This is a genomic window from Pseudomonas lopnurensis, from assembly GCF_015070855.1.
Lineage (GTDB): Bacteria > Pseudomonadota > Gammaproteobacteria > Pseudomonadales > Pseudomonadaceae > Stutzerimonas > Stutzerimonas lopnurensis.
Genome location: NZ_JADDIX010000074.1, coordinates 1 through 8,404 on the forward strand (window position 1 = coordinate 1; position 8,404 = coordinate 8,404).

Below are 8,404 nucleotides of genomic sequence, written 5' to 3' on the forward strand. Positions count from 1 at the left end.
TTGCCGCCGCTCCAGGCCAGGCCATCGTAGGTCTTGCCGGCGTCGTTGATGGTAACGGTGAGCGCGGCCTTGCCCACGACCCAGGTGCCGTCGCTGGTCTGGGTGACCACATAGTTGCCGTTGGTGAGGGTACCGTCGACGGTGAGCACATAGGTACCGGCGCCGCTGGTGTGGTCGAGGGCGAAGCTGTTGGCCAGGCCGCTGAGTACGTCGACGGTTTCGCCATTGACCAGGCCCGTGGCGCTGAGACCGGGGTTGGCAAGGTCGCTGTCGCCATAGGTGGAGGAGCTACCATTGGCCGTGACGGTGATGGCCTTGGGATCGACGACCAGTGTGCCGCCGACGTAGGTGATGACGTAGTTGTCGGCCGTCAGGCCGCCGGCCGCGATACCGTAGCTGCCGACATCGACGGCGCCCTGGGCGCTGCCGCCATAGCTCAGGCCGCCGCCGAGCACCGAGGCGTCCTCGCCGTTGACGAAGCCGGAATAGGACACGCCATTGCCGCCGCTCCAGGCCAGGCCATCGTAGGTCTTGCCGGCGTCGTTGGCGGTGACGGTGAGTGCGGCCTTGTCGATGGTATAGCCGCCGTCGACGATGATGATGTCGTAACCCTGCTGATCCGAATAAAGACCCGTGAGGCCCAGGGCATAGGTGCCCGCATCCCGGGCGGTGACGCTCGCATAACTGGCACTGCCCAGCAGAACGGCGCTGGCGTCCGAGAGACTGTAGCTCGATCCGCTGACCGAGACGCTGGTGCCGTCGTAGGTCTTGCCATCGACATCCCCGACCGTGACGGTCACGCTCTTGAGCAGGCTGCGCAGCAGCGGCGTGGTGTAGCCGTCGTAGATGCGCCAGACGCCGGAACTCCCGCCGCTGGTGGCCAGGTCCCAAGCGGCGAAGGTGGAGGACTGCTGCAACTCGGCATAGGTCTTTGCGGTTCCGTAGTCATTGCTGGACAGGCCGGTATTGATGGCGTTGCCGAAGGCGTCCGTGGTGGCGTAGAAGGCGTTGCTGATCGTGCCGTAGTGCAAGCCGGCGAGCCCGCCAAGGATGTTGTACGTACCGGTGCCGGTGACGCTGCCGGTGGCGTAGGCGTTGCTGATGCTGCCGCCGCCGTAACCGACGAGCCCGCCGAGGTAGCCGTACGTGCCGGCGCCAGTGACGTTGCCGGTGGCGTAGGCGTTATTGATCGTGCCGCTGCTGTAGCCGGCGAGTCCGCCGAGGTAGTTGGAGTAGATGTCGAATATACCGGTACCGGTACCGCTGCTGGTGACGCTGCCGGTGGCGTAGGCGTTGTTGATCGTGCCGCTGTTGTAACCGACGAGCCCGCCGAGGTAGTCGTACGTGCCGGCGACGTCGCCGATGGCGTAGGCGTTGCCGATGTTGCCGGAGGTGTTGCCGCCGACGAGCCCGCCAACATTGCCGCTGCCGCTGACGCTACCGGTGGCGTAGGCGTTGTCGATGCTGCCGGAGGTGTTGCCGCCGACCAGCCCGCCAATATAGCGGTAGCCTGTGACACTGCCGGTGGCATAGGCGTTGTCGATGCTGCCGCCGCTCCAGCCGACCAGCCCGCCGATGTTGTCACTCGTGCCGGTGACGTTACCGCTGGCATGGGTGTTGGCGATGCTGCCGTAGTTCTGTCCGACCAGGCCGCCGGTGACGTTGGCGCCCGATATCTCGGCTTCGGAAGACGCCTCGTCGATGCTGCCGCTGGCCTGGTTGGAGCCCGCCAGCCCGCCGATGTTGCTGCCGCCGGACGACACGCTGCCGCTGCTCCAGGCGTTGCCGATGCTGCCGCTGTTGGAGCCTGTCAGCGCGCCGACGTAGTCGCCTCCGTTCACCTCGACATCCGTCAGCCCGATGTCGCGGATGCTGCTGCCGCTGCCGGCATGGCCGATCAGCCCGACGTAGCTTTCGCTTGCGCGGTTGACGCTCAGCTCGGAGACCGCGTGGCCCTGGCCGTCCAGGCTGCCGGTGAAGGCATTGCTGGCGTCGCCGATGGGATCGAAGCCGGCCGTGCTCCACATGCCGCTGGCGTTGCTGCCGTCGGTCTCGCTGGCGTCGATGTCGGCGGCCAGGGTGTAGCGGGCGGAGAGGTCGTAGGCCATCAGTTGCAACTGGTGGGCGTTGCGAATGGTGGTGCTGTATTCGCTGGCGAGGAAGGGGCGGGTCTGGCCCTCGACCATGATCCACTGTACGCCGTTGGCGTCGGTGGCCGCATAGACGTCGCTGGTACCGCTGACCAGCGTCCAGGTACCCAGGTCGGCATAGGCGCTGTGGTTATAGCGGGTGCTGCCGGTGACCGCGGTGGCCGCGCCGGAACCGTTGCCGATAGCGCTGGCCTGTCCGCTGCTGTCGCTGTCCCAGTATGCGCTTGCGATGCTGCCGGCGTTGTAGCCGACCAGTCCGCCGACGTAGCCGTTGCCGTTCGTCACGCGGCCAGTGGCGTAGGCATCGCTGATGGTGCCGGAGGAATGGTTGTAGCCGACCAGCCCGCCGACAGGGCTGCCAGTGCCCGTGCTCGCCACGTCACCAGTGGCATAGGCATGGCTGATGCTGCCGTTGTTGACACCGACCAGCCCGCCAATGCTATTGCCGTTGCCCGTTCGGCTGCTGTCGTAGGTGACGCTGCCGGTGGCGTAGGCGTTGCTGATGCTGCCACCGACGCTGTAGCCGACCAGCCCGCCGACGGAGTTGCCGCCGCTCACGCTGCCGGTGGCATAGACGTTGCTGATGCTGCCCGCGTTGAATCCGACCAGCCCGCCGACGTATTGGCTACCGCTGACGCTGCCGCCTTGTGCGTAGACGTTGCTGATCGTGCCGGTGTTGTCGCCTACCAGCGCGCCGACGTAGGAGCCCCCACTTACCTCTGCATCGACCAGCCCCAGGTCGCGGATCGTGCCGCCGCTGTTGGTGGTGCGGAACAGGCCCGCGTAGCTCTCACTGGTGTCGATGCTCAGGTTGCTGATGTTGTTGCCCAGCCCGGCAAAGGTGCCGCCGAGGGTGCCGACCAGCGCGCTGCCGTAGGTGGTGCCGCTGGCGTCCAGGCTTTGCGCCAGGGCGTAGCGGCCGGTGCCGCTGATGCTGGCCAACTCGGCCATGCTGTGGATCAGGCTGTAGGCATTGCCGTTGATGGAGAGGCTGGCATTGCCGCCGCTGAGGGTGACCGGCGAATTGACGTGATAGTCGCTGCCAGCGCTGGCCGAGCCGTTCTGCGCGTAGCCGCCATGGTTGAGCACCAGCCCGGCGCTGTCGCCGGTGGCGGTGATCGCGGCATTGATGTTGATGTCGCCGTGCGCATTGAGCGTCAACGTCGTGCTCGCATCCCAGCCTACGACCGCGTTCACGTTGATGTCGCCGTCCTCGCTGCCGCTGGCCACGGTCGCGAGCGTGACGCTGGTGTTCTGCAGGTTGGCCGAGAGGGTGTCGGCGCCGATGCCGCTGTCGCTCTGGCTGGCGTTGCCGGCGGAGACGGTGAAGTCGGTCGGGTCGATCAGCCAGGTACCGGTGGTGCCCTGGGTCGCCTTGGTGGTGACCACCGCGGTATTGGCGACCTGCACGTGGGCGCCGGAGGTTTCGACGAAGCCGCCATCACCCCCGTCCGCCGCGCTGGCGTCGAGGGTGCCGGCCACCTGCACGGTGCCGCCGTCGAAGCCGCCGAGCAGCACGATCCTGCCTTCGCGCTCGCCCAGGGTGCGCGCCTCGATCACCCCGCTGTTGTTGACCACGGTCTGCAGCAGCGCGTCGCTGGCCTGGGCGGTGAGGATCACGCCGCCGCCGTCGGCCTGGATCAACTGGCGGTTCTCCACCAGGGCGTCGATCACGGCTTCGTCCACCTGCACGTTGAGCAGGCCGTCGCCGGCGAAGTCCAGGGTCACCGCGTTGCCGGCGGCCAGGGCCACCGTGCCCAGCTTGGCGACGATGGTGCCCTGGTTGCTGACGCTACCGCCGAGCAGTGCCACGGCGCCGCCGTCGCTGGCCGTGATGCTGCCCTGGTTGACGACCGAGGCGTTGCTGCCATCGCCCTTGAAGGCGTAGTTGCCGGCGGCGAAGTCCTCGTTGGAGAGGTTCAGCGTGGAGGCCACCAGGGCGCCGACGTTGATCTGCGCGCTGGCGCCGAAGAGGATGCCGTTGGGATTGACCAGGAACACCCGGCCGTTGGCGTTGAGCGTGCCGTAGAGGCTGGAGGCGTCGCTGCCGGTGACCCGGTTGAGGGCGCTGGAGGAACTGGAGGGCTGGACGAAGGTGACGCTGTGGCCGGCGCCGATGTCGAAGCTGCTCCAGTCGATGACGGCCTTGTGGCTGGCCTGGTCGATGGTCATCGCCGTGCCGTCGCTGGCGATGCTGGCGCTGCCGGAGACCACGCTGCCGCCCGTGGGCAGGCCGGCGCCCAGGGCGCAGGCCGGGTGGAGCGCGGCGATGCCCAGCGCCAGTGCGCCTGCCGCGGCACGCGAGGTACCGCGCCTGCCGTGGCGGCGGGCATGCTCGCTGGCGACCGTCCAGGCGCCGAGGCTGTGGTTCCAGACGAGAGCGAAAGCGCGGTTCATCGTTGAGCTCCTGAGTCGATGCGAAGGCCCTGCGGTGCGCCTGCGGATGAGGCGGGAAGTTGGGGCGCCGACGTCGGGAGAGTCTAAGAAGCGGAACTTGCGGGCACATACCCTGAACGGGGTATTTATCCGCGGGGGGGAAGAAGCGGCAATTCCAGCGTCACCTGGGTGCCTTGTTCGTCGCTGTGCAGCGTCAGGCGGGCGCCGAGCTTTTGCGCGCGCAGGCGCATGCCGCTCAGGCCGTGGGAATGCGGGGTGTCGGCAGCGACGGCAAATCCCTGGCCGTTGTCGTTGATACTGATGCGGATGCAGTCCACCGCGGGTTTGACCGAAATGCGGATCAGCCCGGCGTTGGCGTGTTGCACGGCATTGTTGATCGCTTCCTGGACGATGCGCAGGATCGCCAGCGCGGAGGCCGGCGTCAGGTAGGTGAGTTCGGGCAATGGCGCCACGTCCCATTCCAGGCGGATACCCAGGGCGGACAGCTTCGGCTCCAGGCGGAAGCGCAAGTTGCCCAGCAGCGGCAGCAGATCGTGTTCGGTGAGATCGAGGGAGTCGACGATCAGGCGCATGTCCTGCAGCGATTCCTCGATCGAGCGGATCACCACGGCCTTGTCGACGTCCTCGCGGCCCGCCAGGCGCAGGGCGGTGATCAGTTGCGCGCCCATGCCGTCGTGCATGTCCTGGAGGATGCGTCCGCGCTCGTCGGCGATGGCGATGCGCTGCTGGTTCGCCACTTCCTCGCGTTCGAGGATGAAACGTTCGGCAAAGAAGAACAGCAGCACGATGCAGAACGGCAGCGCCCCGGCGGTGCTCCAGCGGAAGCTGTCCCAGGGCAGCCACTCCATCAGGATCAGGTAGGACTGTACCTGGGTGCCCAGCCACAGCGCGGTGCTCAGTCCCAGCGCCCAGTACTTGGGGGAGCGGCGGCGCCAGGCGCTGCGCAGCAGCAGGACGATGACCGGCAGGCGCAGCAACAGATGGGGCCAGGTGATCAGCCAGAGGCGGTCGCCCGCCTCGCCCAGCGCCCAGAGCGCCAGGGTGGCGGCCAGGGTGAGGAGCGAAACGGCATGCAGCAGCCGCGGGTATGCGTGCCCGCGCGCGCCCGAGAGGCGATAGCCGATCAGGCATAGCCACCAGTACATGCAGGTGGTGATCAGGATGCGGATGGCCTGCTGGTCGGCGCGTGCGAGCGGCAGGTCGATGGCCAGGTAGCCCAGTATCGACAGCAGCCCGGTGAGCATGGCGAGCTGTATCAGGTGAAAGCGCCGTTGATAATAGATATGGGCCACGAGGAAAGCCAGGGCACCAAGAAACAGCACCAGGATGACGTAGGGCAGGATCACCTGGAGTGCGTAGCGCAGCCGCCACTGTTCGCGTAGCGCTTCGGTGGGGCCGATCAGTGGTGACGACAGACCGCTGCGGATGTCCCGGGCGCCCTGCAGGCGCACCAGGAGTTCGTTCTCGCCGAGGCGGAACAGCCCGGACGGCAGGGTCAGATAGAGGGGCTCGTCACTCATCAGCGAACCCATCCGCCCGTCGGGCGTGTCGTAGCGCACGTTGGGCGTCAGCAGCGAGCCGTTGAGCCAGATCTCTCCGGCCAGCGACAGCCGCGCCAGGTAGAGCGCCAAGGGGGTGCGTGGCAACTCGGTCAATTGAAAGGGCAGGCGATACCAGGCGAAGCCGGAATAGTCGGGGCGTTCGAGCCTCCAGTTATCCGGCAGCGCCTGCCTCTGCCAGCCCGCGAGGGGGGGCGTGTCGGCCTCGCTGGCGACGAATTCTGCATGATCCAGTTGCACGACGCCGCTCGGCAGCCGTTCGACGGCGGACAGGGGGGCGCCGACCAAGAGCAGCAGGAGCAGAAGCAGCCTCAATGGATCAGGCCCTTGCGGCGCGCCTGGTTGACCGCCTCGACCCGGTTGTGCACGGCCAGTTTGCTGTAGATGTTCTTGATATGGGTGGTGACGGTGTGGGCGGAGATGCTCATCGAGTTCGCCGTTTCGGCGACGGTGAAGCCTTGCGAAATGCTCGTCAGTATTTCTATTTCGCGGGCCGTCAGGCTATCCAGCTCGGATCTGTCGCTCGCCCGCACGGTCGGCGTGACGAAGCGCTTGAGCAGATGCCGGGCGATCTGCGGCGAGAGCGGCGAACCGCCCTGGTGGACCATCCGGATCGCCCGGGCGAACTCCTCGATGGCGGTGTCCTTGAGCAGGTAGCCGCGCGCGCCGGCCTCGATGGCGCGGATCACGTGGGCTTCGTCGCCGAACACGGTGGCCACCAGTACGCTGGGCAGGGGCACCGAGCGCTGCAACTCGCAGATCAGTTCGATGCCGTCGCCGTCCGGCAAACCCAAGTCGATGATCGCCACGTCCGGCACCTGTCGCTGCAGCAATGCGCGGGCCTGGGCCAGGTTCGCCGCGCTGCCCTGCAGGAGCAGACCGGGGTGTTCCCGCGCCATGCGCTCGAACTCCGCGCGCATCGGCTCGTCGTCTTCGACGATCAACACCCGGATGGGGGAAAGTGTCATGTCCTGTCCGTCGTTCGCAGCGGATAATGCGGGACTCTAGCCAAGCGCGGCATATCGCGCATCCCCCGAATGCGGGATATGCACGCCGGCCGCTGCCGTGGGCTGCGGGCAAGGTGTTAGGATAGCCGCCTTTCTTCGGTCGATCTGGAGTACCCCATGAGTGCGATCTCCCGCGATGAGGTGGAGGCCACCCTTCGTCAATACACCGATCCCCATCTCGATCAGGACCCGGTCAGCGCCGGTTGCGTGCGCTCGATCGAAATCCAGGGCGACCGCGTCAGCGTTCAGCTCGAGCTGGGTTATGCCGCGGGGCTGTTTCGCGGCGGCTGGGCGCAGATGCTGGCCATGGCCATCGAGAACCTGGAAGGCGTCAGCCGCGCCGACGTCCAGGTCGATTGCGTGATCCGTCCGCACAAGGCGCAGGACCAGGTGCCGGCGCTGGCCAACGTGAAGAACATCATCGTCGTGGCGTCCGGCAAGGGCGGCGTCGGCAAATCCACCACGGCCGCCAACCTGGCCCTGGCCCTGGCGCGCGAAGGCGCGCGGGTCGGCGTGCTGGATGCGGATATCTACGGACCGAGCCAGGGCATCATGTTCGGCATCGCCGAGGGCACGCGTCCGGACATCCGCGACGGCAAGGCGTTCGTTCCGCTGGAGGCGCATGGCGTGCAGGTGATGTCGATGGCCTTCCTCGCCGATGACAAGACGCCGATGGTCTGGCGCGGGCCGATGGTGTCCGGCGCGCTGTTGCAGTTGATCACCCAGACCGCCTGGAACGATCTCGACTATCTCGTGGTAGACATGCCGCCGGGCACCGGCGATATCCAACTGACCCTGGCACAGAAGGTGCCAGTGACGGGGGCGGTGATCGTCACCACGCCGCAGGACCTGGCGCTGCTGGATGCCAAGAAGGGCGTGGAGATGTTCCGCAAGGTGAACATCCCGGTACTGGGCGTGGTGGAGAACATGGCCATCCATATATGTTCCAACTGCGGCCATGCCGAACACCTGTTCGGCGAAGGCGGCGGCGAGAAGCTGGCGGCGCAGTACAACGTCGACCTGCTGGCATCGCTGCCGCTGTCGATGGCGATCCGTAGCCAGGCCGACGCCGGCAAGCCGACGGCAATCGCCGATCCGGAAAGCCAGATCGCGATGATCTATCAGCAGATGGCGCGTACGGTGGGCGCCCGCATCGCCCAGAGCGGGCAGATCATCGCCCAGTCGATGCCGAATATCGTCGTTTCGGATGATTGAGGCCGCAGGCCTGGCTTGAAGCTTGAAAAGCATCGCCCCGAGGTCGGGCAATCCACAGGGATGTGGTGAATGCCGC

General features: G+C 66.8%; 4 protein-coding genes. 1 reads left to right on the plus strand and 3 read right to left on the minus strand.

Translation table 11 applies throughout. The features are described 5' to 3' along the window. The 3 genes from IN820_RS15065 to IN820_RS15075 all read right to left on the minus strand — a co-directional run. A partial coding sequence (locus IN820_RS15065; protein ID WP_193681742.1) for a GLUG motif-containing protein occupies window positions 1–4,547 on the minus strand: 4,547 nt, incomplete at its 3' end. 125 nt (window positions 4,548–4,672) lie between these two features. Then, the gene (locus IN820_RS15070; RefSeq protein WP_193681743.1) at window positions 4,673–6,421 is read right to left on the minus strand and encodes a sensor histidine kinase; all 1,749 of its coding nucleotides are present in this window, start codon (window positions 6,419–6,421) and stop codon (window positions 4,673–4,675) included. Then, window positions 6,418–7,074 carry a response regulator gene (locus IN820_RS15075; RefSeq protein WP_193681744.1) on the minus strand — a complete coding sequence of 219 codons (657 nt, stop codon included), beginning with the start codon at window positions 7,072–7,074 and terminating at the stop codon, window positions 6,418–6,420. Before IN820_RS15075 ends, IN820_RS15070 begins: the two co-directional genes overlap by 4 nt. Window positions 7,075–7,230: 156 nt before the next feature. Between IN820_RS15075 and apbC the strand changes: the two genes are divergently transcribed. After that, window positions 7,231–8,328, plus strand: coding sequence for an iron-sulfur cluster carrier protein ApbC (apbC, locus tag IN820_RS15080; RefSeq protein ID WP_193681745.1), 1,098 nt, complete (start codon window positions 7,231–7,233; stop codon window positions 8,326–8,328). Window positions 8,329–8,404 lie beyond the last annotated feature (76 nt).

What these genes read in the sequence shown, in the direction of transcription:
- IN820_RS15075 (WP_193681744.1), bottom strand. Translation starts at nt 7,074, where the DNA reads ATGACACTTTCCCCCATCCGGGTGTTGATCGTCGAAGACGACGAGCCG.
- apbC (WP_193681745.1), top strand. Translation starts at nt 7,231, where the DNA reads ATGAGTGCGATCTCCCGCGATGAGGTGGAGGCCACCCTTCGTCAATAC.